We start from the raw sequence: 24755 nt of genomic DNA, 5'->3' as shown, positions 1-24755 counted from the left end.
CTCTAAAAGAGCCGGAATGAATTCACCGAACTTCACAGTTATGTTGAATCTCATTCTAGCGGGTTTGTATTGTAGTTTCAATATGCTGCGAAAACTATGAAACTTATTTTCATTATATGATGGTTTCACGGGGATTAACAGAAAGAAATTTTCTATGGACAGGCAAAAAAATCCCGGATCCGTTTGGGATAACCCAATGAACGAAACCGGGAGCTTTCGGTGTTTATTTTCTTTTTGTACCGACGTAGGAACCCATTCCGCCAGCTACATTTACAATATCAAAGCCTTTTTTCTGAAGAACGCTGCAGCTTCTTTTGCTTCTTGCACCGGACTGGCACATGATATAATAGGTTTTGTCCTTCATTAAATATTTTTCCGGGTTGTTTAGCAAATTGCCCATGGGGATATTTTTTGCCGTTCTAATGGTCCCGCTTTTGTATTCATAAGGCTCCCGGATATCAATTAATTCAATGTTTCCAATGAGCGGATCTAAATCATTGACATGAATTACTTTTCCTGTATTTCTTTTTAAAAATTCAAACATAGTTATCTCCTCTTATGTTTTCTTTTATATTTAAAATTATATTTATTATAAATCCTGTTTTATTATTATCCGTGACTTTCTCACATATACGCCTCAAAACGGCAATAAAATACCCGGACATTACCTGCCCGGGCTATTATTTTCTTATTTACACATCTGTTCGATCTTTTCCTTTGTAATACAGCCGTCAATCTGCTCCTGTATCCTACAGTCCTTAATCCAGACTGCGCAGGGTCCGCTTTGAACACCAAGACGTTTTGCAAGTCCGTCTGATTTATAGGTATCGATGCAGGATACCCGAATGCTCTGATGGCTCTGCTCAAATTCCTTAAATACAGATAAAAGCTCCCTGGAATGCGCATCAACCGCATTATAGATATAGACAAGAGAAGGATTTCCTTCGTTCATGATCTGCTGCTCAAATATCTCACTTTCGGAAAGATACTTTTCTGCACCGTATCCTGCCACGGCTCCGTCTCCCACAGCTGTTGCTACCTGCTTTAAGAACTTATCACGGACATCGCCGACTGCATAAACTCCAGGTATGTTTGTTTCCATCCGGTCATTGGTAATTAAATACCCGCCCCGGTTCATATCTAAAACTCCCTTAAATATCTCGGTATTTGGAAGATAGCCGATGAACAGAAAGCAGCTGTCAACCGGAACCGGAATCAGTTCCTCCGTCTTTACATTTTTTAAGACTACCGTGTTAAGCCGTTCGTCTCCTTTAAAGCTGTCAACAACCGTATTCCATAGGAACTCCATTTTAGGATTAGCAAGTGCCTGTGCTTTTGCGATCTCATTGCAGTCCATCTTTCCGGTGTCATGCATAACGGAAACAATGACTTTGTCAGCGAATTTTGTTAAAAACATTCCTTCTTCAATGGCTGCGTCACCGCTTCCGATTACCATAACGGTTTTTCCGGTGTTGGCTGCAGCATCACAGGTTGCGCAGAAAGAAATTCCTTTATCATAAAGATACAGTTCCTCATTCTTTGCACCAGTCAGACGAGGCTTTCCGCCGCTTCCGATGATAACTGCCTTTGCTTCAAATATATTGCGGAAAGTTTCAACCTTTTTTACATCACCCTCAAGAGATACGCTTCTTACATCGGTTAATTTAAACTCAACTCCGAATTTTTTGGCCTGTTTATGAAATAAATCCATCAGTCCAAGGCCGGTTGCTCCTTCCGGAAAACCAGGATAGTTTTCAATCTCATTGGTATAGGTCGCAAGTCCTCCTACCAAGGTCTTTTCAATAATCAGCGTCTTTAATTTTGCCCTTCCGCAATAGATTCCTGCGGTTAAGCCGGCAGCGCCGCCGCCGATAATGACTACATCATACTGTAATGTTTTCTTTTCCATGGTAATATGCTCCAGTCATTACATAAAATAGTTTGCCAGTAACTTGCTTCCAATAAATGCTCCCACCAGAAGGAACGCTCCGAATATCCAGCCGGATAAGGAAAAGGAAGCAATTGCAGTGAATAAAGCTCCGATGTTACAGCCGTTTGCAAGCCTTGCTCCGTAGCCCATAAAAAGACCTCCTAAAACTGCTGCTACCACCTGTCGCAGGGTTTTAATCTTCTTTATCTTAAACTGTGATGCAAATAAGGTCGCCGCCAATGCTCCGAAGATAATGCCCAGATTGCGGATAGAACCTCCGTCTGCCAGAAAACTGGTCTGAAGCTCTTTCTGCATCTTTTCTGATGCAAAGTATGCCCAGCTGCCTGCATCTCCGCCCAATGCGTTATAAACCCAGGTTCCCCAGACAGCAAATGTACTAGTTACTCCCCAGCCCTTTGAAAATACTGTAAAGTGTGCAATCTGGAATACGGAAAGTAAAACAGCTCCCGCCACATAGGTCAGAGGTTCCTTTAACAGTTTTTTGTAAATCGGATGATCACCCAGTTTAATAAAAAACTCTTTCAATTGTTTCACCTACTTTCACAGCGGTTATTTACTTCGCTTTCTCAATGACGATTTCCCATTCCCCGTCATCTACTTCTTCGATTTCCACATTGTGTCCCTGTTTTCTTGCCCACTCGGGAACATTCTTCATTGCACAGCTGTGGTCTATGGAAACCACCAGTACATCTCCTACAGACATCTCATTGATCTTTTTTTCTGTTTTCATTAACGGTACAGGACAAGCCTCGCCTAAGCAATCCAAAGTAAATTCAGCCATCTTTTTAATCTCCTTTAATTATAATTTTATTCAATACTTCCCATTTTCTTTTTCTGCCATTTTACAGCGGCTATGTAGAGCAGAACAATAATCAGCCCCTGAACGACAATTGCTCCAAACCAGCCAAACACATCCGGTAAAAAGACCTTCGGAGCATGGGAATTTAATTTTCCCCAGAATCCCATATCATGAGCGCCCCAAGCAGAACCCACAATAAAGAATACTAAAGACAGAATCTGCATGAGGAATCCTTCCCCCACACGCATTAATGTTCCGGAAGCACAGCCTCCTGCTATTACCATACCAATTCCAAATAAAACGGCGCCGATGATTAACGGCAGGCCGATGGGGGATACCCCCGCCATGTTTAAGTTGGTTTCTCCGCCTCCTATGGCACTGGTATACTTAACAGCCAGAAAGCCTATGCTTGATACGGCAAATGCCACCAGAACAGCCCTTGTCAATGAGGTGCTTCCTGTTATGCAGGGATCACGGAACGCTGCCGTAAAACAGAACCTGGATCGCTGCAGGATATAACCAAATGCGATTCCAAATATCCAGTAAACCGGAAGCTTACTGCTCCCCTGCCCCAAATAGAATCCAAAAGCAATAATCAGTGCTGTAAGCAGTAAAGCATATGGAATCTGGCTCTTTTTCGGCTTTCTTGTCTTACGCACTCTTTGTGTACCTGTTTCGGTACTTGAATTAGTCTCTGACACCTGAATCCTCCCTTCTACATTGATAATTATATAACAATCTTTACAAGTAAATTATATCATAATAAACAGAAAGCAGTTAATCAACATTCTGATATGGTATAAGATATCCTTATACCCTAAGCAATCTTGCCACTAGCCATAATAGTTTATATTTGTTATAATGAGCCGGGGAAGGATTTTATCATGAAAGGGGGATCTTATGAATGTTCAAAATCTGAAGATGTTCATAAAGATAATAGAGACGGGCAGCATTTCGAAGGCTGCGGAACTGATGAATATCAGCCAGTCCGCTTTAAGCCAGCAGCTTAGGGTTATGGAAACAGAAATCGGCACCCGGCTTTTTGAACGCAATTATAATGGGGTTATACCTACCGATACGGGGAAAATCGTATACAACCATGCCATGGAAATTACATCTTCTTATGACCGAATGTTTCTTGATATCTCTAACTCTCAGAATCAGAATAAAACCATACATATTATAGCCAATCCCTGTGTTTACTCCTACGCCCTGCCCTGCACGCTTTACCATGTAAAGAATAATTATCCCCAATATACCCTTCAGATGGAGGTTATGTCCAGCCAGGCAATTGAGGATAAGATCGCAAAGGGTCAGGCAGATATGGGGATTATTATCGGTAAACCAAAGGATAAGAATCTTTCATCCAAAAAGGTTTTCACCGACCGTCTCTGTCTGGTGGCAGGAGAAAAAATGGAGGTTCCCGGACGGCTGACTCGTGAGGAGCTTTACAATTACCCTCTCTTAATGCTTGTGAAGAATCAGAAAACCAGACAGCTGATGGACAAATCCTTAGTAAAAAGCGGCATACAGATCGGCAGACTCCATATCCTTTATGCACTGGAATCAACGGAGTCCCTCAAGCTTTCAGCGATTAACGGCTTTGGGCTGGCATTTCTGCCTTATATGGCAATAAAAAAAGAGCTTTACCATAAACAGCTTCGCATCATTCACTGCCCTGGGCTGGAGTTTGAGAATAATTATTTCTCCATCAAACGCCCAAGTGATGTTCCTGCCTCTCCCGAATCGGCAAAGCTCATAAAATACATCGAAAAAATATTAGAGGATACTATCTGCTAGCGGTTATGGTGATCTCCCATACGCCGTTCATCACCTCATCCAATTGGTAATTTAGTTTATTCGCTTTACAAAAAGATTCCAGATTGGAAATGGTGCAGCTGTGATCCGTAACCAGCAGATAGTCCTCTCCCTTTTGTATGGAATCCATCACTGCCTGCAGTTTCATAACTGGTACCGGGCAGATTTCGCCCAGACAGTCTATTTTTTTCATACTTTTTCCTTTCCTTTTTTCACTCCGAAACGCATGGGGCAGACAGTTCTGCACCGGTTGCATTCTACTGTTTCAAAGCCCCGCTTTGTTTTTCCATAACTATACTGTCTGCATGGTCTCTGCTCCACAAAACCTGGCTTAATAGCTTCCTGAGGGCAGTTCTCTATGCACAGCCTGCAGCTGTCCGGACAGATGGAAACAGCTGGTTCATCTGGTTCTGTTTCCAGATCAGTAAGAACGCAGCCCACTACCAGTCGGTTTCCATAGTCTTTATTCAGAAGCAGCGTATTTTTCCCCAAGGTACCAAGACCTGCCAGACATGCGGCGTGCTTCATGGATATGAGACCGCGCCCTTCCAGCTTCTCTTCATCCCAGTATTCATAGGGAGAATCACAAGGCAGCGGAACTGCGCGGGCTTCAAACGTATCTTCAAGCAGCTTTGCAGTCTGTAACGCGATATGGTCTGCCTGCGGACATGCCAGACTATTGTAATGAGAATAAACAATACGGGAATCAACCTCATATAGCCCGCGGGGTAAAGCAATACCAAATACCACAACACTTTTACAGTCGGAAAAAATGCTGCAGGGATGAAAGCCATCAGGTGCCTGATAAAACCCTTCTGCACCTGCAAATCCGCAGACATCTGCGCCTAACTTAAGAACTGCGTTACGAATCTTTTCTTTCATATCAAACTCCCTCGTCTTATCCGGTATTATAAATTTTCCTTCTTACTCTTTGACCCAGTATAAAGTTCCATCGTTTGTCCGATCCATAAATCCATATTCAATAAGTGCTCTCCGTATGGCCGCATTATCATCATAAATTCTTTTTAAAATACGGTTTAACTCCTTCTCCTCATATTGTTTACCTGGAGAAAAGTTCTTTACGATCTCGCTTAAAACAACCAGCTTTTTCTTTTCTCTGGCAGGTACGCTTTTTAAACCGCCTTTGTCATCAAAATAGGCTTTTCTGATACTATCAATTTCTTTATCCGTGATATTATAGCGGTCATCCACCATAGTGGCCGAACTGTGCGCATCATGCAGTACACTTCCTTCCAGGCGGCTGATTTCCTTTTGTGTCTGTTCAGACAGCAGTTCCATCATGGCCAGAAAAACCCTGGCCTGCTTTTCTTTTTCCCTTAATTTGTACTTGTGGTTTCGAATGGTTGAATCAGCAACGCCTAATGCTAAAGCCACCTCCTTATCCGACATCCCCTGCGCAATAAGCTGAAGTACTTTCTGCTGTGCCTGGGTAATTCCGGTATTAGCGCAGCTCATATTCAGAATATAGGTAAGCATGGATTCATGTTTTTCTTTTATATGCTCCTTCACTGATCTTTCTGCATCATAGAGTAGTCCGGCCTTTTCATATATCCGGCCTTCCAGAAAGCTTTCTTTGCAGATAACACAGGTATATGTCTCCCCTTCTTTGATATACCCTTTTTTAAGTTCATTCGTTGACGCTTCCCAAAAAATAGTATCATCTCCTTTATACTTTATATAATCAATATATTAACACAACTATTCGTTTATGTCTATATATTTATAGTCTTTTATTGTTTTTGTTTGCTTTTTTGTATGAGTAACATTCAAAAAGCCATTACAGAGTTTTTCTTTGCAATGGCTTTAAATCTTTAATCTATTTTCTTAACAGCTTTTTATCCGCAATCCCTGGTTTCGTCATATTCATGGGATTCAGCACTATACTTACGTCAGCCGGAGACAGAATTCCTTTTTTTATAATCAGCTCTCTTACCGGTCTGCCAGTGCGAATGGCCTCTTTTGCAATCTCCGCCGAATCTCTGTAACCGATGTGAGGGCATAAAGCGGTAATGACTCCCACACTGTTTTCTACTAATTGACGGCATCTCTCCTCATTTACAGTAATACCGGTTATACAGTGATCCACAAATGTCTGCACGGCACAGGTTAAGGTATCTATCGATTGAAACAGAGAGTAAAATACAATGGGTTCAAAGGCATTTAACTCTAACTGTCCTGCTTCAGCAGCTAACGTTATAGTCAGATCATTTCCAATAATATGAAAGGCCACCTGATTGACCACCTCAGGAATTACCGGATTTACTTTACCCGGCATAATGGACGATCCATTCTGCCTTGCCGGAAGATTGATTTCTCCAAATCCGGTTCTTGGTCCAGATGACATCAGCCGTAAGTCACTGGCAATCTTTGATAGTGTAACGGCACAAGCCTTAACTGCTCCCGAAACGGCCACAAAGGAATCCAGACTCTGGGTTGCATCAAAAAGATCGGAAGCCTGTATTACATCAATGCCGGATATCTCTTTCAGCTTTGGAACAATCCGTTTCATATACTGTTCATCCGCATTGATTCCCGTTCCTATTGCAGTGCCGCCTAAATTTACATATCTCATCTCTTCAAGGGTTTTTTCTATACGGACCATATCCCTTCTGACAGCAGTAGCATACGCGTGAAATTCCTGTCCCAGACGAATGGGTACCGCATCCTGCAGCTGGGTTCTTCCCATCTTAATCACATGATCGAATTCCTTCGATTTTTTCTCAAATGCTTTATGCAGGCGCCCCAGCTGTATTAATGCTTTCTTTGTAAGAACATAACACGTCATTTTGCCTGCTGTGGGAATCACGTCATTGGTTGATTGTCCGCAGTTCACATGATCATTGGGATTAATCAGGCTATAGTCCCCTTTTTCTCCACCCATAATCTCTATTGCTCTGTTTGCGATTACTTCATTGGCATTCATATTCAGGGAAGTTCCTGCTCCCCCCTGTATGGGATCCACAATAAAATATTCAAGAAGCTTTCCTTTCAGCAATTCATCGCATGCCTGGACAATCGCCATAGCAATTGTTTCATCCAGTAAGCCAGCTTCAAAATTTGTAATTGCAGCCGCTTTTTTAATATATGCCAGATTTTTAATGATCTCCGGATGCATCTTCAACCCTGTAATATTGAAATTTTCTTTTGCTCTTAAGGATTGAATACCATAATAGGCATTTCTGGAGACATTCAACTCTCCAATAATATCTTTCTCCAAACGATACCCTTCCTCTTTATCATCCAAACTGTTTTTCATAGGATTCCCTCACTTTTTACAAATGTTTGATCTCTGATTCTTGTAATAAGTATATAAAACATTTATACTATAATCAAATATCAATTGATTTATAATTATCATAATTCTACACTTATATGGAGGCGAATATGTTTTCCGGCAAAGAATACGTTTATGAAGTCTACAAAGAAAAAAGCTTCTCGAAAGCAGCTAACAATCTCTTTATTTCCCAGCCCTCTTTGAGTTCCACCATCAAAAGAATCGAGAACAAAATCGGTATGCCCATTTTTGACCGAAGCACTGCACCGGTAGGGCTGACCGGGTGCGGGCTTAAATACATACAGGCAGCAGAATCAATCATGGCCATTGAACAGGACTTTCAAAATTATCTTGATGATGCCAGGAACTTACAGACCGGAACTCTGACCATCGGAGGCAGCAATTTATTTGCTTCTTATGTCATACCCCCTCTAATTTCAAGTCTGCACCAGCAGTATCCGGGAATTAACGTAACGATCATAGAAGACAATACCAGCAATCTTGAATCCCAGCTATTGCTGGGTTCACTGGATTTTATCGTAGATAACAGCACCCTGTGCGAATCCAAGTTTGATTCGTTTTTATACAGAGAAGAACATTTAATGATCGCGGTTCCACAAAAATATGAGATTAATAAAGATCTTTTGGAATATCAGGTTACTCTGGAACAGATCCGGACAAACGCCTGTCAGGACTCCAATATTCCTGTAGTGCCGCTGCAGGCTTTTAAAGAGTACCCCTTCATAATGCTTAAGCCAAACAATGATACCATGCAAAGGGGCGCTTATTTGTGTAAAGCAAATGGTTTTAAGCCTGATATCCTGTTTGAACTGGATCAACAGTCAACTGCATATCACATTGCATGCTCCGGTATGGGAATCTGTTTTGTCAGCGATACTCTTTTATGTAAATCACCGGCGCTGAAAGACATGGTCTATTACAAACTTGACGAAGAAAAAAGCAAACGTAATATCTGTTTCTTTTGCAAAAAGAACCGGTATATTACGTTTGCCATGTCTGAATTTTTGAAATTGATTTCTTAACTGGTTTTACTTTTTTTACAATAAAGATCCTTTAAATTCCTTTTTAATATCTTTCCACTTTCACTTTTCGGAAGCTCCTCCACGAAAAAGACAGCTTTCGGAATCTCCCATTCACACAGGGAGGTCTTAAGATATTTACGAACCCGCAGCATATCAATATTCACCTGTTCCTCCGGTACAATCCATGCTGCCAGTATATCCTGCCCTCCCTTTTTCAAAGTCTTCACTGCAGCTTCTGCTACACCCGGGCAGCCTGCCAGTTCATTTTCTATTTTAGCGGATATCACCTTACGCCCGTTTACATTGCATATTCCATCTTTTCTGCCGTCAAAACAGAGCAGTCCGTTCTGGTCAAAATGACCGCAGTCTCCAATCCACTCCTCCTCTTTAGTCCCAATCACTCCATACCTTGTACTTACCCGGATTTCACCGTTCTCAACACGAAGCTTTACCTCTGGAAACGGGCTGCCAATCAAAGTCTTGTCTTCCCCCATCTGATAATCTTTCACATAGGTGATATAATTCAATTCACTGGCTCCATAGTAAAGAATGACCGAGGCATTTTTAAAAACCTGTTTTAACTCTTCTGCCTCTCGTCTGCCCAGGCTCTGGGAGCCGCTGATTATGTTCCTTACCCCGCTGTTCTTCCAAGCCTTCCGATCGTATGCCTTTTTCAGCAGGCGCAGTTTTGCCGGAATCAGATAAACCGTATCCGCCTTCCAGTCCTCTATCTCTTTCATCCACTTTCTGGGATCAAACGCATTGGCTGCTACAATACTTCCACCTGCTGTCAGCTGTGCCAGATATAGATTTAAATTACCCGTAAACGCCAGGCTGCCCTGCATAAAAATCCTGCTTTTGTCTCCCATGCCGAATATCTTATTCTGGGTATGAAAGTACCCCTGCCAGCTTTCCAGTGTACGAAATAACAGCTTATTTTCTCCTGTAGTTCCAGAGGTCATGACCGCCATGCAGGCTTCCTTCGGAACTTCTGTCTGAAGCAGTGTCTCGTTAATTTTCACATCTGCGGGCACAATTACCGGAACTGCCTGTGTACCGCTTAAAGCAAGAAAAGTAATCAGCTGCACCTCAATTTCTGAAGACTGGATTACTTGGATTGTTTTTCTCTCGCCCCATGTGAGCCCTTCTTTAAATCTCAGCTTTTCAGCCTGATCCGCAAGCATTCCAAAAGTATACCGGCAGCTGTTAATAATCAGGGCAATACGATCAGCTGGTATCTGCCTGATCAGTTCCAGATAATCAACCCTTCTATCTTCCTTATTCAATCCCTTCATCTCCTCTTTCAATGAGAACAGCGCTGCCGATTCCTCCTGCAGCTGCAATGGAACAAATCCCATATCTTCCGCCTTTTATCTCCAGTGCTTTAAGCAGATGAACAAGAAGGAGTGCTCCTGAAGCTCCATAAGGATGCCCATATGCCAGGGCGCCTCCGAATATGTTATATCCGTCTTCAATTCCCTTAAAATTTTTCAGGAAAAGTGCATCAATGACAGCAAACGCTTCATTGACTTCATAAGCATCAATCTTATGGTAATCAAATCCCGCAGCTGTTAACAGCTTCCTGGCGGCAAGAACCGCTGTTTCCGGACTTTTCAGTGGATTCCCGCCCACTGAGACTCCTATCCGAAAATATGCCTTTGGCTGCAGCCCCGCTTTTTTGGCATAACTCTTTGAACAAAGAACCAGAAAAGCTGCTCCATCATTCATCAGGCATGCATTGGCAGCCGTTATCACCTTCCCTCCTGGAAGAATAAAGGGAAGCCGGTCAATCAATTTCTGATTCATACCAGCCCTTATCCCCTCATCTCTCCTGCTGCCTTTCACAGATATAACCACATCAGACAAAAGACCTTTCTCTGCCGCCTGCGCTGCTCTTTTGTGGCTTCGCAAGATCCAGGCATCCATTTCTTCTTTTTTTATTCCTTCTTCCAGCGCAGTCAATTCCGCTCCCTCCAGCATAACCTTCTCTCCCTGCATGCCCGGTATGAATTTAGCCACTGTATAGGACTTATTTTCCACAAAATCCGGGTGGTTTGGGTTCCAAAGCCTGAGGGGCTGCGTAGAAGAACTTTCCAATCCTCCAGCCACTACTACACTTGCCGCTCCGCTTTCTATCATAGCTGCCGCCATCGTTATGCTTTCTAGCGCGGAAGCACACTGTAAATCCATTGTGACTGCCGGGACTGACTCCGGGATTCCAGCCTCCAGGGCTGCAAGCCTTGTGATATTTCCTCCTCCGCCTACCGCATTGCCTCCAATCACCAGATCTATTTCCCGTTCTTCCAGCCGAACGCGTTTAAGAAGTTCTTTCAGCACTTCCGCTCCCAGAATCTCTCCGGGTACATGCTTATACATTCCATCTTTGACTCCGATAAAGCTTCTGAGTCCTTCTAAAATACAAACACTTTCCACACAGATCACCTCCCCTGTTTTAACGGATTATGGGGCGCAAAGCCTTAGCCAGTGCCGCCGCCACAAGGCATTTTACTATATCGAGCGGTATAAATGGAAGAACAGCCTGTATCATAATCGCCAGCCAGGGCAGTCCTGTGACGATTTTCATCCATACAGCCCCCATCAAATAAATAATGGGAATTCCGGCTAATATAAGAAACAGGGTCTGCATATGGCTGTTCCTGACTTTCCTGCAAAACATTGAAATGATAACAGCTGCCACTAAATATCCCCAAATATAACCGCCAGTAGGTCCAAACAGCTTTGCAGCACCTCCCATACCTCCTGAAAATACAGGCAGCCCCACAAGCCCTGCCAGAATCCATGCCACAAAAACCAGCAGCGCATGAAACGGTCCTAAAACCAATCCGATCAGGTTCACCACAATTGTCTGAGCCGTTATACTTGCTGATGAAAATGGAAGAGGTATAATAATATAGGATGATGCGCTGAGCAACGCCACCATCAGCCCCATCACAGTCATTTCCTGGGTAGTCTTTCTTTGATTCATCTTTTTTCCTCCGTCAATCATTCCTTATTTATCTTTAAGTAAAATATTTCCGATTCTTTTAAATAACCGTATATTCTAAAACCGTCCGGATCAATGTCCTCCAGCCAGAGTTCTGCCTGTTGACCTGTTACCATAGGAGACAGGAATCTTACCTCCATCTTAAAGCTATCCCCGGTCTTTTTATAAATTATCTCTTCTGCCTGTCCCACAACCTGATTTATAATCATAAAGCCTGGAACAACTGGCTCATCACCCGTATGAATGGGATTGGTATCAGATACGGAATCGAGAAACCGGCTGACCTGTTCTGGAGAAAAAATAAGAGTTCCGTATCTCTTGCCCGCTTTATTTGTGGATTGCTTTTTTATATATTTTTTTGTTAAAACAGGCTTTACCAGGGTTAACTCAATTCTTCCCTCCAGCTTTCCCTGATTTCCATAAACCTGAAAGACTGTCAGCATGTTATTCCTTTTTAAAAGGCCGGCCTTAAAAAATTCCTCATTGTCTTTTTCTTCTATCTTCCGCCGGTCCGTGATCGTTAAATTGCATTTACCAATCAACCAGCCATCATATCCCTGAAACTCTGATAATGCTCTCTCCAGCTTAGTAAGCAGCATCTCTATCTCTGTCATACAAAGGTCTCCTGTAAATTTTTTCTTTAAGTAGTATAATTAAATTTTTTGTAATTGTAAACCATTTATTAAATATTGGTTAACATTTGTTTTTTTCAGTGATACTATCATTGGTACACAGAAACAAAAAAGAAAGCTGCTGCTAAGGCAGATAAATCTACTTTAGCAACAGCTTTCTTTAATTGTTGAGTAAATCACAGATTACTTTTTGACATTCATCATACGTTTCTACAAGGCAGTCCGCACCTGTACGGTCTTGCAGTATACCAGATCCACTGTAGGCAATTACATATGTTCCCGCCCGTTTTCCTGCGGTTATACCTGCAGTAGAATCTTCAATAATAATGCATTCCTCTGGTTTTCTGCCTAAATAAGCCATTGTCTTATTATATATTTCCGGATGAGGCTTACGGTTTGCACACATATCTCCGCATACAATTGAATCAAAATAGGAAATCAGATGCATTTTATTTAAAGCTGTCATAATGAGTCTTGTGGACGTGGAGGTTGCAATAGCCATTTGTATCTGTTTCTTTTTCAGAATATCAAGCAGGGATATCAATCCATGCATTGGTTGTATATCTGTGTTTTCATAGGTATTTCCTATAGCCACACGCTTTTTTTTCAATTCTTCCAATGATACGTCTGCCTGTGACCTCCGAAGAATGTCCTCTAAGATCCTGCTGTCACTGGTACCAATTAAACTATATTTTTCTTTATCCGTTAACAAGATACCATATTCTTTTAAGGCTTTCTGCAAGAACTCATAATTACTTTCTTCTGTGTTGGATATCACACCATCAAAGTCAAATATTACACATTTCACAGCCATAAAATAACCTCTTATCATTCAAACAGTTTTTTAGCTGTTTCTTTTATGTATGCTGCCTCAGTCTCTGAAAGATCCATAAAATCGCTGTTTTCCATGGAACAATTGGAATCCTGAACATACATCATCTTCGTATCCTTCTGTGTGATGGAATAGAACCATACCTCCTTTGGTACATTATATACTTTTCCCTGTTCCATAAGTGTCAGTTCAATTTTGAACTGATCATTTTCTCTTTCTGCTGTAATTAAAATTGCCTTTCCGGCTGCAAGAATAAACTGTTCATCTGTTGAATGATGAATCTCCAGATGTGCAATTCCATCAATGTCATTATCCGGTTTCCAGTTTTTGATGCTTACCAGCCACTTCTCATTTTTGTATACACACAAGATTCCTTCATTATTGTTTTCATATACATCTGGTCTCATAATTTTCAACCTCATTCTTTCTTATTTTTTGTAATTGCGTATTTATTATATCTCTGTCTTTCCGGCAATTGGTACTCCGTAACCGAAGGCCCCTTCCATAGCGCAGACCTTTGCAGCAAACGCAGCCCCCTGTTTCATTGCAGTCAATAATCGCATTTCCATCTTGTGATCATCTTCTTCCATAAGTTCTCCCGTTTCAGAGCTTTCTAATAAAGAACAGAGAAATGCGGAAAAATAGGAGTCTCCTGCGCCCATTGTATCAATTACATCATCCGCATGTACTGCTTCCGCATAATAAATCTTATCCTTGTATAACACATAAGAGCCATCTTCACCGACTGTTCCCAATACGACTTTAACGCCATATGCCTGTGCTTTGCGCATCTCTGTTTCTCTGTTTTTTTCATCTAAGTGTGCACAGGACAGGATTGCAATTGTTACATAGGGGCACACCCTTTTTAGATATTCATCTGTCCATCTGATCGAAAAATCGTATGCAATCGGCACACCTGTTTCTTTCAGCCTTTCCAGATCATCTTCAATGTAGCTGTTCAGATTCGTGTAAATCAGCTGGAAATTCTTAATATATGAAAAATCCTCTTCCGTAAAATCGAACGGATTCTCTTTTGCAATTCCTCCTTTGTTGGAACCAAGAAATACACGGTCATTGTTTTTTAAAGTTACTAGTGCAAATCCGTTTTCTCCTTCAAACGTTCTGCAATGGCTGTCATCAATTCCAATCTCCACAAGTGTATTGTGAACACAATCAGCCACCTCATCATTTCCATATTTTCCAAGATATGCAGCTTCTCCTCCGTTCATCGTTACATAGACGCAGGTGTTGACACATTGTCCGCCCGGATACATCTTACCCCTGGAAAGATATTTATCGCAGACATTATCTCCTATAGAAATAATCTTACTATATTTCATTTCATCACTTCCTTTATTCTTATTTATAGGGGTTGAATTGCTGAACGATTTCTGTTGCTCTATTCTTACCACGAAGCATACATTGGGAAATATCTTCTCCAAGACTCACTCCGTAAGCAAAGGCAGCTATAAAGGAATCTCCTGCTCCAACTGTATTTATCACTGTTACATGTTCTGCTTCCTGCTTGTACCATTCCTTACCATCATAAGCAAGGCTTCCCTCTTCGCCAAGCATCGCAACTACCACTTTTGCACCCTTTTTCGTGGTCTTTATCATAAATTCCCGTATATACTCATCATTTTTTTCATAGGAGAAAAACGCATAGTCTAAATATGGAAGAATGATATCATTCTTTTCTTCTTCCATACGTTTGGAAAAATCATATATCCAGATTTGTCCTGGCTGCTTTAACCCTTTTATATAGCGCCATACTTTCGTCCAGCGTTCCGAATACACAATATCAAACTGTTTCACGAACTCTAAATCTGATTCTGTTAAATCAATTTCTTCCATAGCATTGCCATCAAAATGAAGATGTTTTTTATCTCCATCCACAAGATCCATGGTCGCCATGCCAGTTGGTCTGTCAACTCGTTTCAGTACCCGCAAAGGAATATCCCGTTCTTTTAACCGCTCTTCCAATGCCTTTGCAAATACATCATTGCCCAGAATTGTCATTTCTGTTACATCTCCGCCCAGATCTTTGTAGTTAAATGCAAAATCGATGCTGTTTCCGGTAAGATAATACCGGTCAAGTTTATAGTAAACATCAATACAATTATCACTCATTGCAATTGTTTTTTTCATTTTTTATTCTCCCATTGCATAGATCATATACTTGCGGTTTTTAATTCCATCATATTCACAGAAATAAATATCTGCCGCATGACCCAGTTTGAGTTTTCCTCCCATAATCGGAAACACACAGTGATTTCCTGTTAACAGAGATTTTAAATGACCTGGTGCATTTCCTCCAATGGTTCCATAGGTTGGGAGATAATGGTTATGATGATACGTATCATTATCAGGAGCCAGCTGATCCAGTTTTTCCATAATATCTTTCTCAACACAGGAGAGACTTTCATTGACTGTAATACCGGTTGTGGTATGCTCTGTAATCACATAAACAATTCCATTTGCAATTCCACTTTCCTCCACAAAATCACGAACACTTTGTGTAATCTGAATCATTTCATATTCAAGATCAGCACATATTGGTACTTCCTTTAATTTAAACTGCATCTGTTTCCCCTCCTCCCATAAAACGGCATGCGTTTTTATATTCTATTTTCTTCCTTGTTTCCTCAGAAAATCCCAGAGAATCAAGTCCTCTTTTTGCCCTGACTGGTCTGATTCTTGGAGAATCAGATCCAAACATGATCTTGTCGGAGATATTGTGTTCTACCCACAAAGCTCCCATATCTTCATGAAAAACCTTCTCATAAATCTGATACGGACCATCAAAGTTCATAAGTCCTGTACTCGCATATGCATTTGGATATTTTAATAAAAGTGCAGCTGTTTCCTGAACCCATGGCCATCCCATATGTGTCAGGCATATATTGGTATTGGGATAACGCAGCATCACTTCTTCAAATTCCATGGGACGGGCAAAACGGGCCAATGTATTGTTCTCCAATGATAATCCTGCATGAAAAATAACCGGTTTGTGATATTTGCTGCAAATATCATACAGTATGATCAGCTTTTCATCGTATGGATACAGTTGAAGTCTCGAAGTATTAATATACAATCCTGATAATCCCAATTTTAGAAAAGCGTTCTCCAGTAATTCTGCCGCATTTTCCAACCGTGGATCCACGGATGCAAATCCAAGGAAAAAATCAGGATCAATTGCAACAATTTTTGCCACTTCTTCATTTGAAATAACTGGTGTTCCCGTTTTAGCAGAGCAGTTATCCGGTAAGAGAAACGCCTTCTGAATATCAGCCAGGGCATATTGTTTTTTCAACAGCTTAATATCTGACGGATTCATCAGATGATAATTCATCTCATCGCAGCGCTGTTGAAATCTCTTCTCGTCCCCACAAATCGGAGCATAAAGTGCAGGACGTATATGTGTATCAATAACCATTTTTTATTCCTCCATTTTTCGCATTACTGCATCTGATGTATTCTCCTAAATATACATGACTTTTTATATTAATTCCGTTGTGTTGTTTTTCATCCATGTTACGATGTCATCGATGGCTTTATCCGGATTATTGTAATAACGGCGATCACATATTTCAAAAGAAACAGTTCCCTCATAACCACGTTTTTTAATAGTTTCATAGTATTCTTTCATAGGTAAATCTGAATCTCCAGGAACAGTATGTCCTCTGTCATTGAAATGAATATGCTGCAGTTTATCACCGAGTGCATCGAACCAGTTATCTACAGTCTCATTTGCATATGTCATCTGATCCATATCCACCATCCCGACTACTGCCTCAGAATTAATTTCTTTTAACATCCTTGCAATATCATTACTGGTAATCAGAACATTCGTTGTTGTGGTTTTGAGTTCCTCAAGAAGAAGCTTCACTCCTTTTCGCTCACAGTAAGCAGCCAGTGTCTGCATGGATTCCAGACAGTAGTTCCATGCTTCTTCTCTTGGCTGATCAAAATATCCAAATCCTGTACTGATCTGAACGTTTGGACATCCTAAGAATTCTGCTGTATCAATTGCTCTTTGATAATAACGGATACTGGACTCCCGGGTCAGCATGTCCTGTGTACAAAAATTTACCGGATACGTACAATTTTCAGGTGTCATAGCCATGATGTCTAGATTTCTCATTCGAATTTCTTTGTCAAGACTAAGTAACCGTTGAAGCGGATAATCAAATATATTGAGCTGTGGTGCCGAACAATAAAGATCAATACTGCTGAACGGAGATTGTTCTACCTTATCTAAAAATTTTTCAATTGGATATCTGACATAATGATAATTCATTGGAGCAAATTTCATTTCTAATCCTCCTGTTTGTTTTATTAATAAAAACCGCAGCCTGATATCAGCCCATATGGAACTGAAACCAGGCTGCGATATTAAAAATCTGGTTAACTGACAGCCAGCCTTAGAAAATAACTGCCCCAAGAAGCATTGCTGCTACTACCGATACAATAGTACAAACCAGTCCTGGAATCATGTAACTATGGTTAAGAACAAATTTTCCAATTTTAGTTGTTCCGGCGGAATCAAATGCTAAAGCCGCTACGCACTGGCCGGAAGCCGGGATAAAATAATTTGATGAGCAGGCAATCCACCCGGCAACAATAATATTGGCAGGAAGCCCTAACGCAATACCAATGGGCACCATAATCATTGTTGTGGATGACTGACTGGTTGTAATCGCACCCACAATAAATACTGCCAGAATGTAAATCCATGGATACTGATTCGTCAGAGCAGACATATTATCTGTGATAAAGGATGCCTGATCACCAATAAATGTATTTACTAACCAGCAAAGTCCGAATGCTAAGATAACTGCAAACATTCCGGTACGAAAAACAGGCTGATCTAACACTTTATTACTATCAAGTTTCGTTACGAGTACCATGACTGCTGCTGCAACTAACATAAAGATTTCAATAACTGTTGTCAGCGGCAGTTTGGATCCATCAGCAAGGGTTGGAACTAATGCCTTCACTGCCCCCAAAAGAACAATACCGACCATTGCGATTAAAAAGATTGCAACAGATACCTTTGCTTCTTTTGTAACTTCTTTCGCTGCTTTTTGTTTTTTTGTTGTATCTTCAATCAATCCTGATGCTACACGTCTTTGAAATTCAGGATCATCTGCAAGTTCTTTCCCTTTTTTAATTACAGCAAGTGCTGCTGCAACTGTTCCAATCAAGGTTGCCGGAATACAGACAAACAGTAATGTAAAGATATTTACGCCTGTATACGGTGACTCTGCCATAAATGCAAGAATAGCAACGGTTGCCGCAGATATCGGGCAAGCCGTAATTGCCTGCTGAGATGAAACAATCGATGCTGATATTGGACGTTCAGGTCTTACACCGGTATCTATGGAAATTTCATTAATAACCGGAAGCAGGCTGTATACGATGTGACCTGTTCCACACATAAATGTGAAAACATATGAAACGACCGGAGCCAATACCGTGATCATTTTAGGATTCTTTCGAAGAATTTTTTCTGCAATCATTACCAGAAAATCAAGACCACCGCACGCCTGCATGGTCGATGCGGCACAAATTACTGCTATCATGATTAAGATAACTGTAATTGGCGGATCAGATGGTTTCACATGTAATACAAACGTCATAATTAACATTCCAATGCCGCCAGCAAAAGCAAGAAATGTTCCCCCTTTTCGCACACCCAGGAATATAATTGCCAGAACAATAGCTAATTCTATCCAAAACATAATGGACCCTCCTCTTAGTTGAGTGATTTTGTCTTCTCTCTTAATAATGCGCGCACATTAATTCGTAATACTAACAACCGTTCGATATGTTCTCATTGTATCTATTTGTATTGTTTTGTATCTAATACAATATTATATTTTTATTGTTACGCTGTCAATAGTTATTAGTTTTTTCTACACTTTGTATAAATATTAAATTTTATTTTGTATATTTTTCACAATGCTAAAATACATTATAATACATTTTTCCCCAAAGAAAGTCCCGGTATAGAGAAGTCTCTCCATGCCGGGACTTTCTTAAGCTTGGCAATACTTTATTTTAGTATTCCACCTTCCACATATAACGGCGTGTGGGTAATGGATGCTGGCGTTCCGTTGCAAGCTCATGGTTATAAATTGGATATACATTATTAAATAAAGAATGATTAAAATAATCAATTACAGATTCATCAATAACAGATAATCCCAACTCTTTTGCATCCAGAACTTCAATATTCTTTGCATATTTCCGTAAAAAAACAAGTGCTCTTTCATCCAGCCCACGTGTAGAACCTTCTGAAATTTGGATCATAAACGTCCTGTTAGCATCTGTAATTTCAAATGGTCCATGGAAATATTCTCCCGTATGAATGGAGCTGGAATCCAGCCACTGCATCTCCATGAATATACAGATACTTTCCATATAAGCAGCTCCATAGGAAGCGCCACTGCCCATTGTATAGATCACACTGTCATTTTTTCTTGCCCTCGCAAATGCCAATGCGCGGTCTGCCACATGATTTCTGGCATTACGAATGATTGTTGTGATCATTGCGGCACCCTCATAAAATTTGTCATAATGGGCATATCCTTCTTCTGACTGTGCCAAAAGCTCTACAGCTACATATAAGGCGCATAGAGTTTTTTCACCTGAATAATCGATATCTCCAGCAAGATGGTCTGGACTTGCATCAAAAGAATACAATACAATATAATCACCAAACTCAACAATCTCTGATTCTTCCAGCCAGGTAAGAATTATTACAGCTGCTCCCCTCTCTTTTCCAAGCTTTGCGGCCTGAATCGTCTCCGGTGTATTTCCTTTATGGCACGCAAGAACAATAATGGAATTTTCGCCAAAGTCTTTTGGTGTACTGTGGACAAATTCATTACTGCTGATCCAGGCTGATTTGATCCTGGTACTTTCATTCTCCATAAATGTTTTTGCGGGATACAGAGCGCCCAGAGATCCACCGCAGCCTACCAGATAGAGAGACTTTACACCGCCCTTTTCTTTCTTGGCTTCAATGATTTCTGCTATAATGTTTTTAATATCTGTACTATTATACGTCATGATATTTCTCCTTTTATTGTTTTGTTTTGTATCTTTTATCTCTGTGTTTATGATAATACAATATAATACATTTGTCAAGAATTAAATAATTTTAAAGGAAACCTCAGTTTTTTGTATACAAACGTAGCTTATTGTATTATAATGATTTTAATGTTATGAATAGGATTTTTTTAAGAAACAGAGGTGAAATATTATGGAATTAGACAGTACAGTCGCTACCCCGCTCTATCAGCAGCTTGAGAATATCCTTCGCAATGAAATTGAACGAGGGGAACGTGCTGCCGGAACGCGGATTCCTACAGAGAATGAATTAAGCATACAATATAATGTAAGCAGAGTTACAGTAAGGAAAGCTCTGGCCAGACTTTCAGAACTTGGCTATTTAGAACGAAAAACCGGGAAAGGAACTTTTGTTGCTGAAAAAAAACTGCAGAGAGGTCTTTCCTCTGGTGCGATCAGTTTTACAGAATTGTGCAGGTTAATTGGTGCAGTACCCGGGGCTAAAACCACTAAAATTGCATTGGAAGACCCCTCTCCAAAAGACATCGAACTTATGAACTTAGAACCAGATGAAAAAATCATTGTATTGGAACGTATCCGCTATGCAGATACCAAGCCGGTGGTATTGGAGTCAAACAGGTTTCCTGAAATGTTTTCATTCCTGTTTTCCGAAAATCTGAATGACCATTCACTCTATGAAATCCTGAAAACCAAGTACAATATTTTTTTAGAGCATTCTTCCAAGGAAATTGATATAACATTTGCAACACCGAAAGAAGCCAGGTCTTTAGAAATCACTAAAGGTTATCCTTTATTACGTATTGACAGTATAGTACATGATTCTGAAAATACTATCACCATTCTTTGCCAACAGCTATGTATCGGTGATAAATTTAAATTAATAGTCTGAGAATTAATAAGTCTCTATCCAAATAAAACTGCCATTATAAGCCAGATTTCCAACGGCTTATTTGGCAGTTTCTTTAATTTCAAGAATTAGATACAAATGCCTGAATCATCATTTCAGATATTTCCTTTGGTGATGGTCGGTTTTCTGTCTGTATCCATTCAGCAAGAATATTCCAAAGAGCACCTGCACTAGCGAGAAGAGCTATTTTCTTTTCTAATGCACTGCCGTATAAATTTTGATTTCCACGAACAATATCGTGAATAGCAGGTAACATCTCGTTTAATTCTTCCAGCAGATAATAGAACATATGGTTTCGTTGAAGCATAAGCAAAAAATCAATCCTCTTTTCCCAGAATATAAAAAAGGCCTCAACAATCTGCTCCAGCATATAGAGCTTATCTTTTTGAAAAGAAGCAATATATTCATCACATATCTCTAAAAAATACTGCTGTAATACCTGCTCTTTGGAATTAAACAGCCTGTAAAATGTTCTTCTTGACAAGAGCGCGCGTTCTGCAATTTCTGTTACGGTAATATCTGCGTAGTTTTTTTCGTTCATTAATTCTAATAATGATTTTATCAACCATTGACGGGATTGCTCGGCAATCGGATTCTTTTTTTTCTCAACCATAGTAATTTTACTCCTCCTGGCACACATTTTGTTGATTGTAGCACTTAATCCATTTCTATTGACAATGCCATTTTTTTGATTATACTATAAAACTGTAAGTGTCACAAGTGTGAAGGAGAAAGGAGATATATATTATGAATACACTAAAAACAATCGTTTGGTTATTCCCAATTATTTTTATGCTTCATGATTTTGAAGAAATAATTTTAGTAGAGGCGTGGAAAAAGAAATACAAAAAAGAACTTCAAAATACAACAATGAAAAAAGTCCCATTTTCTGATTTTCGCAGTGCTGCGTCATTTTCCATCGGCGTTGTAATTGAGTTTTTTATCTTTTCAGCATTACCGCTCTTTGCCTGTTTATTTAACTGGTACTTTTTATGGTTTGGCCTGTTTTTTGGTTTTACATTTCACCTGGTTATACATTGTAAAATGTCATTACAGTTCAAGCATTATGTCCCAGGTGTAGCAACTTCAATTCCGTTTCTTCCAATTTGCATTTATCTGCTTTGGATTTCTGCTAAAATGATTTCTTTTACAACAGTTCAATTAATTTTAAGCTGTGTAACAGGTACTATAATGATGCTCTTAATTGTAGCTTTCCTGCATAAATATATGGATTCATTTGCAGGTTTTATCAAGAAGATGGAACATTAATTTTTTAAGTCAAAATGAAACTGCCAATCTAAACCGGTCTCCCTCCGGTATAATTGGCAGTTTATATATTATATAACTGATATTTTATTTTTCAGATTCATAGGCTTCCTGTAAAGCATGAAGAAACGTATCGGGATTCTGAGCACCTGAGACAGCATACCATTGATTGATTAAAAAATACGGTACCCCGTTTATGTTTAATTTCTCAGCCATGTCTTCATCTTTTTTCACCGCTGCCTTTAACTGCTGGCCGTCCAATTGTTCTGTTAAATCTGCAATATCAAGCCCAGCCTCCTCCGCATGTTTTAGCAGCGCTTCCCTGTCTCCAATATCCATACCTTCTTCAAAATATCCCTGGAAGAACCGGTTTACCAGTTCTTTCTCTTTTCCCTTTGTTTTTGCATACTGGACGATTTCGTGAGCCAGCTTAGTACTATTCAGCTTTAACAGATCAAAACGGTAATGAAGCCCGACTTCGGCGGCAGCTTTTACAATCCTGTCATTGTTTTCTCTGGCATCTTCATAACTAATATGATATTTATCCGCAATCACCCGGTGAATATCCTTTCCCTTTACAGACTCTGCTGACATACCCAACTCAAAACTTCTATATATGACTTCTACTTCATCTTTATGTTCAAACTCATTCAGCGCCATCTCAAACTTCTTTTTGCCCATATAACAGAAAGGGCAGATAAAATCGGACCAGATTTCTATTATCATACGTTCAGCTCCTTTACTTTTTCCTGGCTTGTATCTTCCAATGGCAGAAGATACTTTAATTATACAGATAAATACATGAATTGCAAAGGGGAGCCTTTTTAATCTTTCATAAAACCCAGTAATTACCATATTTTGTACCGTCATGTCCTATCAACATGCAGTCCGACAGATAAAACTTCATTTTTTTTAACGCTTTTATTCTTTCTTTTGCCAAAGGTGTTGCTTTTGTCGCAATAATCTTACATTTGAATAAGAGAAAAATTGGTTTAATAAGTATTTCTAACAGATTTTCAATACATTTTTCCGTCTCGTAATCACTTCTTAAATCCATTCTTAACAGACAACAACGATTAAAAAAATCACTGGATTTTCTTTGAAATACCTCTATCGTTCCGATTACTTCATTCCTCTTTTTATCAATGACGGACCAGCGTACAAAACCTTTTCTCTCATACTCCTTAATCCAGTACATTACTGCCTCCTGCATACGTTCCAGAGATTTATAATAAAAATCATCGCCATGACAGTTATCACTGTTAAAAAGAGAAACGGACTTTTTATCACTATAGACACTCAGAAGAGGCTGAACATCACCATATTCAACAAACCTCAGCAGATAATTGTCATTTTCCAATACAGGACATTTTTCGTAAACTCCCATTACATAATACCCTCACCTTCTATTTTTCTTCTATTATAACAAAAGAACCATGACACAGGGGTGTCATGGTTCTTTTGTTATATAGCTATATTTGCATCTCTTTAACCATGCTGCACAATCTGAACTTCCATCCCATCCGGGTCTTCCACAAAAAAGAAAGTTGTGGATGGAACTGGTGAAAAGGGACCGCTTTTAATTCCTATGTGGTTCTTTTTCATCTGTTCCATCGCTTCATCAATGGATGCTACTTCAAATCCAATTGATATTCCTCTGCTCTCCAGGGAGATACCCTTCTGTTCGATTAATTCAATCAGCGCATTGCCCTGTTCTCCAAGCATCGCGATCTTCATATCCGGTCCGGTCTCAAATTGTTTTATAATGTTAAGACCGATGATCTCATGATAGAACCGAATTGATTCCTCTAAAGATTTTACATGTAAAGTTGTCCAGCAAAACTTCATATCACGCCTCCTTATTTCCTCATTATTACCGATTTCAATAATATCTCTGTCTTTCATTCCCTATGGTGATCAGCTGCTTTAGCCCTTCTGACAGACTTTCCTTATCATTTAATATTGTATCATACCAATTTGGCAATGTCATGATAAAATGATGCAGCCCCACCGTTTTGCAGGCATTTACCACCTCCTCATTCGTCACTCCCTTTTTACTGTAAATAATATTATCCCGTATGGTTCCCTCAAACAGCCAGGTAACGATTAT

The 24755-nt window shown here is 40.0% G+C and carries 31 protein-coding genes; 4 read left to right on the top strand and 27 right to left on the bottom strand.

Going from position 1 to position 24755, the window contains the following annotated elements:
* Positions 1–223: 223 nt before the first annotated feature.
* The 5 genes from CRO04_RS05745 to CRO04_RS05725 all read right to left on the bottom strand — a co-directional run bounded on the left by CRO04_RS05745 (position 224) and on the right by CRO04_RS05725 (position 3451).
* Positions 224–544 carry a rhodanese-like domain-containing protein gene (locus tag CRO04_RS05745; protein WP_097003274.1) on the bottom strand — a complete coding sequence of 107 codons (321 nt, stop codon included), beginning with the start codon at positions 542–544 and terminating at the stop codon, positions 224–226.
* 144 nt (positions 545–688) lie between these two features.
* Positions 689–1909 carry an FAD-dependent oxidoreductase gene (locus CRO04_RS05740; RefSeq protein ID WP_097003273.1) on the bottom strand — a complete coding sequence of 407 codons (1221 nt, stop codon included), beginning with the start codon at positions 1907–1909 and terminating at the stop codon, positions 689–691.
* Positions 1910–1927: 18 nt separating this feature from the next.
* Positions 1928–2485, bottom strand: a complete 558-nt coding sequence (locus CRO04_RS05735; protein WP_334293614.1) for a YeeE/YedE thiosulfate transporter family protein — start codon at positions 2483–2485, stop codon at positions 1928–1930.
* 19 nt (positions 2486–2504) lie between these two features.
* Positions 2505–2732: a sulfurtransferase TusA family protein gene (locus CRO04_RS05730; protein WP_097003272.1), complete on the bottom strand. Its 228-nt coding sequence runs from the start codon at positions 2730–2732 to the stop codon at positions 2505–2507.
* A gap of 26 nt (positions 2733–2758) precedes the next feature.
* On the bottom strand, positions 2759–3451 hold the full coding sequence (locus tag CRO04_RS05725) for a YeeE/YedE thiosulfate transporter family protein (RefSeq protein ID WP_097003271.1): 693 nt from the start codon (positions 3449–3451) through the stop codon (positions 2759–2761).
* Between the two features lie 199 nt (positions 3452–3650).
* Here CRO04_RS05725 and CRO04_RS05720 point away from each other — a divergent pair, with 199 nt between their 5' ends.
* Complete coding sequence (locus CRO04_RS05720; RefSeq protein ID WP_097003270.1) at positions 3651–4550, top strand: LysR family transcriptional regulator; 900 nt, start codon at positions 3651–3653, stop codon at positions 4548–4550.
* Here the strand turns inward: CRO04_RS05720 and CRO04_RS05715 are convergent.
* From CRO04_RS05715 to CRO04_RS05700, 4 genes are all read right to left on the bottom strand, one after another.
* On the bottom strand, positions 4540–4761 hold the full coding sequence (locus CRO04_RS05715) for a sulfurtransferase TusA family protein (RefSeq protein WP_097003269.1): 222 nt from the start codon (positions 4759–4761) through the stop codon (positions 4540–4542). The two genes, CRO04_RS05720 and CRO04_RS05715, sit on opposite strands and share 11 nt — an antisense overlap.
* Complete coding sequence (locus CRO04_RS05710; RefSeq protein WP_097003268.1) at positions 4758–5450, bottom strand: epoxyqueuosine reductase; 693 nt, start codon at positions 5448–5450, stop codon at positions 4758–4760. Before CRO04_RS05710 ends, CRO04_RS05715 begins: the two co-directional genes overlap by 4 nt.
* A gap of 42 nt (positions 5451–5492) precedes the next feature.
* Positions 5493–6098 carry a DUF2087 domain-containing protein gene (locus CRO04_RS05705; protein ID WP_330400786.1) on the bottom strand — a complete coding sequence of 202 codons (606 nt, stop codon included), beginning with the start codon at positions 6096–6098 and terminating at the stop codon, positions 5493–5495.
* Positions 6099–6405: 307 nt separating this feature from the next.
* Entirely contained in the window at positions 6406–7845 is a 1440-nt protein-coding gene (locus tag CRO04_RS05700) for an aspartate ammonia-lyase (protein ID WP_097003266.1), read from the bottom strand.
* A 128-nt stretch (positions 7846–7973) separates the two neighbouring features.
* Between CRO04_RS05700 and CRO04_RS05695 the strand changes: the two genes are divergently transcribed.
* Positions 7974–8906 carry a LysR family transcriptional regulator gene (locus CRO04_RS05695; RefSeq protein WP_097003265.1) on the top strand — a complete coding sequence of 311 codons (933 nt, stop codon included), beginning with the start codon at positions 7974–7976 and terminating at the stop codon, positions 8904–8906.
* Here the strand turns inward: CRO04_RS05695 and CRO04_RS05690 are convergent.
* The 13 genes from CRO04_RS05690 to CRO04_RS05630 all read right to left on the bottom strand — a co-directional run bounded on the left by CRO04_RS05690 (position 8903) and on the right by CRO04_RS05630 (position 20451).
* Complete coding sequence (locus CRO04_RS05690) at positions 8903–10264, bottom strand: AMP-binding protein (protein ID WP_097003264.1); 1362 nt, start codon at positions 10262–10264, stop codon at positions 8903–8905. The two genes, CRO04_RS05695 and CRO04_RS05690, sit on opposite strands and share 4 nt — an antisense overlap.
* The gene (locus CRO04_RS05685; RefSeq protein WP_097003263.1) at positions 10185–11339 is read right to left on the bottom strand and encodes a thiolase family protein; all 1155 of its coding nucleotides are present in this window, start codon (positions 11337–11339) and stop codon (positions 10185–10187) included. Before CRO04_RS05685 ends, CRO04_RS05690 begins: the two co-directional genes overlap by 80 nt.
* Before the next feature lie 19 nt (positions 11340–11358).
* A complete protein-coding gene (locus tag CRO04_RS05680) occupies positions 11359–11892 on the bottom strand; it encodes a biotin transporter BioY (RefSeq protein WP_097003485.1) in 534 nt (177 codons plus the stop codon).
* Positions 11893–11909: 17 nt separating this feature from the next.
* A complete protein-coding gene (locus CRO04_RS05675; protein WP_097003262.1) occupies positions 11910–12524 on the bottom strand; it encodes a hypothetical protein in 615 nt (204 codons plus the stop codon).
* Between the two features lie 178 nt (positions 12525–12702).
* Positions 12703–13356: an HAD family hydrolase gene (locus CRO04_RS05670; protein WP_097003261.1), complete on the bottom strand. Its 654-nt coding sequence runs from the start codon at positions 13354–13356 to the stop codon at positions 12703–12705.
* A gap of 14 nt (positions 13357–13370) precedes the next feature.
* Positions 13371–13781 (bottom strand): cupin, encoded by a 411-nt coding sequence (locus CRO04_RS05665; RefSeq protein WP_097003260.1) that lies wholly within the window; start codon positions 13779–13781, stop codon positions 13371–13373.
* Between the two features lie 45 nt (positions 13782–13826).
* Complete coding sequence (locus CRO04_RS05660; protein WP_097003259.1) at positions 13827–14714, bottom strand: fructoselysine 6-kinase; 888 nt, start codon at positions 14712–14714, stop codon at positions 13827–13829.
* A gap of 19 nt (positions 14715–14733) precedes the next feature.
* The gene (locus CRO04_RS05655) at positions 14734–15522 is read right to left on the bottom strand and encodes a PfkB family carbohydrate kinase (RefSeq protein WP_097003258.1); all 789 of its coding nucleotides are present in this window, start codon (positions 15520–15522) and stop codon (positions 14734–14736) included.
* Positions 15523–15525: 3 nt separating this feature from the next.
* Positions 15526–15957: a secondary thiamine-phosphate synthase enzyme YjbQ gene (locus tag CRO04_RS05650; RefSeq protein WP_097003257.1), complete on the bottom strand. Its 432-nt coding sequence runs from the start codon at positions 15955–15957 to the stop codon at positions 15526–15528.
* Positions 15947–16810, bottom strand: coding sequence for an amidohydrolase family protein (locus tag CRO04_RS05645; protein WP_097003256.1), 864 nt, complete (start codon positions 16808–16810; stop codon positions 15947–15949). Before CRO04_RS05645 ends, CRO04_RS05650 begins: the two co-directional genes overlap by 11 nt.
* A 63-nt stretch (positions 16811–16873) precedes the next feature.
* A complete protein-coding gene (locus CRO04_RS05640; RefSeq protein WP_097003255.1) occupies positions 16874–17689 on the bottom strand; it encodes a sugar phosphate isomerase/epimerase family protein in 816 nt (271 codons plus the stop codon).
* Between the two features lie 109 nt (positions 17690–17798).
* On the bottom strand, positions 17799–19118 hold the full coding sequence (locus tag CRO04_RS05635) for an anaerobic C4-dicarboxylate transporter family protein (protein WP_097003254.1): 1320 nt from the start codon (positions 19116–19118) through the stop codon (positions 17799–17801).
* A gap of 319 nt (positions 19119–19437) precedes the next feature.
* On the bottom strand, positions 19438–20451 hold the full coding sequence (locus CRO04_RS05630) for an SIS domain-containing protein (RefSeq protein WP_097003253.1): 1014 nt from the start codon (positions 20449–20451) through the stop codon (positions 19438–19440).
* Between the two features lie 193 nt (positions 20452–20644).
* Here CRO04_RS05630 and CRO04_RS05625 point away from each other — a divergent pair, with 193 nt between their 5' ends.
* The gene (locus CRO04_RS05625; RefSeq protein WP_097003252.1) at positions 20645–21361 is read left to right on the top strand and encodes a GntR family transcriptional regulator; all 717 of its coding nucleotides are present in this window, start codon (positions 20645–20647) and stop codon (positions 21359–21361) included.
* Between the two features lie 79 nt (positions 21362–21440).
* Here the strand turns inward: CRO04_RS05625 and CRO04_RS05620 are convergent, their stop codons facing one another.
* Positions 21441–21992, bottom strand: coding sequence for a TetR/AcrR family transcriptional regulator (locus tag CRO04_RS05620; RefSeq protein ID WP_242974351.1), 552 nt, complete (start codon positions 21990–21992; stop codon positions 21441–21443).
* A gap of 134 nt (positions 21993–22126) precedes the next feature.
* Between CRO04_RS05620 and CRO04_RS05615 the strand changes: the two genes are divergently transcribed.
* Positions 22127–22648 carry an HXXEE domain-containing protein gene (locus CRO04_RS05615; protein WP_097003250.1) on the top strand — a complete coding sequence of 174 codons (522 nt, stop codon included), beginning with the start codon at positions 22127–22129 and terminating at the stop codon, positions 22646–22648.
* Positions 22649–22732: 84 nt separating this feature from the next.
* On the opposite strand, the gene CRO04_RS05610 is transcribed toward CRO04_RS05615, so the two are convergent.
* From CRO04_RS05610 to CRO04_RS26120, 4 genes are all read right to left on the bottom strand, one after another.
* Entirely contained in the window at positions 22733–23371 is a 639-nt protein-coding gene (locus tag CRO04_RS05610) for a DsbA family oxidoreductase (RefSeq protein ID WP_097003484.1), read from the bottom strand.
* Positions 23372–23477: 106 nt separating this feature from the next.
* Positions 23478–24032, bottom strand: coding sequence for a GNAT family N-acetyltransferase (locus CRO04_RS05605; protein ID WP_097003249.1), 555 nt, complete (start codon positions 24030–24032; stop codon positions 23478–23480).
* A 101-nt stretch (positions 24033–24133) separates the two neighbouring features.
* Positions 24134–24493: a VOC family protein gene (locus tag CRO04_RS05600; RefSeq protein ID WP_097003248.1), complete on the bottom strand. Its 360-nt coding sequence runs from the start codon at positions 24491–24493 to the stop codon at positions 24134–24136.
* A 34-nt stretch (positions 24494–24527) separates the two neighbouring features.
* On the bottom strand, positions 24528–24692 hold the full coding sequence (locus CRO04_RS26120; protein ID WP_166432479.1) for a hypothetical protein: 165 nt from the start codon (positions 24690–24692) through the stop codon (positions 24528–24530).
* Positions 24693–24755: the final 63 nt, after the last annotated feature.

Source organism: Lacrimispora amygdalina (assembly GCF_900205965.1).
GTDB classification, from domain to species: Bacteria; Bacillota; Clostridia; order Lachnospirales; family Lachnospiraceae; genus Lacrimispora; species Lacrimispora amygdalina_A.
Note: the sequence above shows the minus strand (reverse complement) of the source record. Positions and strands in the feature narration are given on the sequence as shown.

Excerpts from the sequence above, each read along its gene's own strand:
- CRO04_RS05745 (WP_097003274.1), bottom strand. The coding sequence starts at position 544 with ATGTTTGAATTTTTAAAAAGAAATACAGGAAAAGTAATTCATGTCAAT.
- CRO04_RS05740 (WP_097003273.1), bottom strand. The coding sequence starts at position 1,909 with ATGGAAAAGAAAACATTACAGTATGATGTAGTCATTATCGGCGGCGGC.
- CRO04_RS05730 (WP_097003272.1), bottom strand. The coding sequence starts at position 2,732 with ATGGCTGAATTTACTTTGGATTGCTTAGGCGAGGCTTGTCCTGTACCG.
- CRO04_RS05720 (WP_097003270.1), top strand. The coding sequence starts at position 3,651 with ATGAATGTTCAAAATCTGAAGATGTTCATAAAGATAATAGAGACGGGC.
- CRO04_RS05715 (WP_097003269.1), bottom strand. The coding sequence starts at position 4,761 with ATGAAAAAAATAGACTGTCTGGGCGAAATCTGCCCGGTACCAGTTATG.
- CRO04_RS05710 (WP_097003268.1), bottom strand. The coding sequence starts at position 5,450 with ATGAAAGAAAAGATTCGTAACGCAGTTCTTAAGTTAGGCGCAGATGTC.
- CRO04_RS05700 (WP_097003266.1), bottom strand. The coding sequence starts at position 7,845 with ATGAAAAACAGTTTGGATGATAAAGAGGAAGGGTATCGTTTGGAGAAA.
- CRO04_RS05695 (WP_097003265.1), top strand. The coding sequence starts at position 7,974 with ATGTTTTCCGGCAAAGAATACGTTTATGAAGTCTACAAAGAAAAAAGC.
- CRO04_RS05690 (WP_097003264.1), bottom strand. The coding sequence starts at position 10,264 with ATGGGATTTGTTCCATTGCAGCTGCAGGAGGAATCGGCAGCGCTGTTC.
- CRO04_RS05680 (WP_097003485.1), bottom strand. The coding sequence starts at position 11,892 with ATGAATCAAAGAAAGACTACCCAGGAAATGACTGTGATGGGGCTGATG.
- CRO04_RS05675 (WP_097003262.1), bottom strand. The coding sequence starts at position 12,524 with ATGACAGAGATAGAGATGCTGCTTACTAAGCTGGAGAGAGCATTATCA.
- CRO04_RS05670 (WP_097003261.1), bottom strand. The coding sequence starts at position 13,356 with ATGGCTGTGAAATGTGTAATATTTGACTTTGATGGTGTGATATCCAAC.
- CRO04_RS05665 (WP_097003260.1), bottom strand. The coding sequence starts at position 13,781 with ATGAGACCAGATGTATATGAAAACAATAATGAAGGAATCTTGTGTGTA.
- CRO04_RS05660 (WP_097003259.1), bottom strand. The coding sequence starts at position 14,714 with ATGAAATATAGTAAGATTATTTCTATAGGAGATAATGTCTGCGATAAA.
- CRO04_RS05655 (WP_097003258.1), bottom strand. The coding sequence starts at position 15,522 with ATGAAAAAAACAATTGCAATGAGTGATAATTGTATTGATGTTTACTAT.
- CRO04_RS05650 (WP_097003257.1), bottom strand. The coding sequence starts at position 15,957 with ATGCAGTTTAAATTAAAGGAAGTACCAATATGTGCTGATCTTGAATAT.
- CRO04_RS05645 (WP_097003256.1), bottom strand. The coding sequence starts at position 16,810 with ATGGTTATTGATACACATATACGTCCTGCACTTTATGCTCCGATTTGT.
- CRO04_RS05640 (WP_097003255.1), bottom strand. The coding sequence starts at position 17,689 with ATGAAATTTGCTCCAATGAATTATCATTATGTCAGATATCCAATTGAA.
- CRO04_RS05635 (WP_097003254.1), bottom strand. The coding sequence starts at position 19,118 with ATGTTTTGGATAGAATTAGCTATTGTTCTGGCAATTATATTCCTGGGT.
- CRO04_RS05630 (WP_097003253.1), bottom strand. The coding sequence starts at position 20,451 with ATGACGTATAATAGTACAGATATTAAAAACATTATAGCAGAAATCATT.
- CRO04_RS05625 (WP_097003252.1), top strand. The coding sequence starts at position 20,645 with ATGGAATTAGACAGTACAGTCGCTACCCCGCTCTATCAGCAGCTTGAG.
- CRO04_RS05620 (WP_242974351.1), bottom strand. The coding sequence starts at position 21,992 with ATGGTTGAGAAAAAAAAGAATCCGATTGCCGAGCAATCCCGTCAATGG.
- CRO04_RS05615 (WP_097003250.1), top strand. The coding sequence starts at position 22,127 with ATGAATACACTAAAAACAATCGTTTGGTTATTCCCAATTATTTTTATG.
- CRO04_RS05610 (WP_097003484.1), bottom strand. The coding sequence starts at position 23,371 with ATGATAATAGAAATCTGGTCCGATTTTATCTGCCCTTTCTGTTATATG.
- CRO04_RS05605 (WP_097003249.1), bottom strand. The coding sequence starts at position 24,032 with ATGGGAGTTTACGAAAAATGTCCTGTATTGGAAAATGACAATTATCTG.
- CRO04_RS05600 (WP_097003248.1), bottom strand. The coding sequence starts at position 24,493 with ATGAAGTTTTGCTGGACAACTTTACATGTAAAATCTTTAGAGGAATCA.